Source organism: Vibrio sp. 10N.222.49.C9 (assembly GCF_041474985.1).
Lineage (GTDB): Bacteria > Pseudomonadota > Gammaproteobacteria > Enterobacterales > Vibrionaceae > Vibrio > Vibrio crassostreae_C.
The window spans coordinates 1-449 of the sequence record NZ_JBFRVD010001406.1 but is presented as its reverse complement, the minus strand read 5'-3'; the positions used below and the strand labels follow the sequence as shown (position 1 = coordinate 449).

The 449-nt window shown below is 48.3% G+C and carries 1 protein-coding gene and 1 pseudogene; both read left to right on the top strand.

The window, feature by feature from the left end:
• On the top strand, positions 1 to 159 hold a 159-nt coding region (locus tag AB4585_RS28515), incomplete at its 5' end, for an iron-sulfur cluster assembly accessory protein (protein WP_372172134.1).
• 110 nt (positions 160 to 269) lie between these two features.
• Positions 270 to 449: pseudogene (locus tag AB4585_RS28510) on the top strand (efflux RND transporter periplasmic adaptor subunit); the annotation flags it as partial.

Sequence of the window (449 nt, the reverse complement as noted above, 5' to 3'; positions counted from 1 at the left end):
GTGAAAGACGAGGTGACTCTAGTGGTAGACCCTATGTCTTTGCAGTACTTAATTGGCGGTACAGTAGATTACACAGAGGGACTTGAAGGCGCACGCTTCTTCATTAATAACCCTAATGCAACAACCACTTGCGGTTGTGGAGCCTCATTTAGCGTGTGATCCTACCCTCAGAAATACCCGGCAGTAATCGGTACAGTAGTCAGTTGTAAAGGCTGTGCCGTATAAACAGCTAGGCAAGGTCGCCTACTGATAATTAAAAGGATTTAGTTATGCCGTTAAGAAGGACAGGGCAATTTTTTGCCCAACGACCTTGGATCATCTCGCTTACTCTTGTTGTTGCCCTCGGCGCTTGGCTTGCAGCTGGCGCCCTTAGGGCAGAACAGCCCACAGAGCAGTCCCCAGCAACAGAACGCAACGTACCTTTAGCTAAGGTGGTTGTAACCCAATTT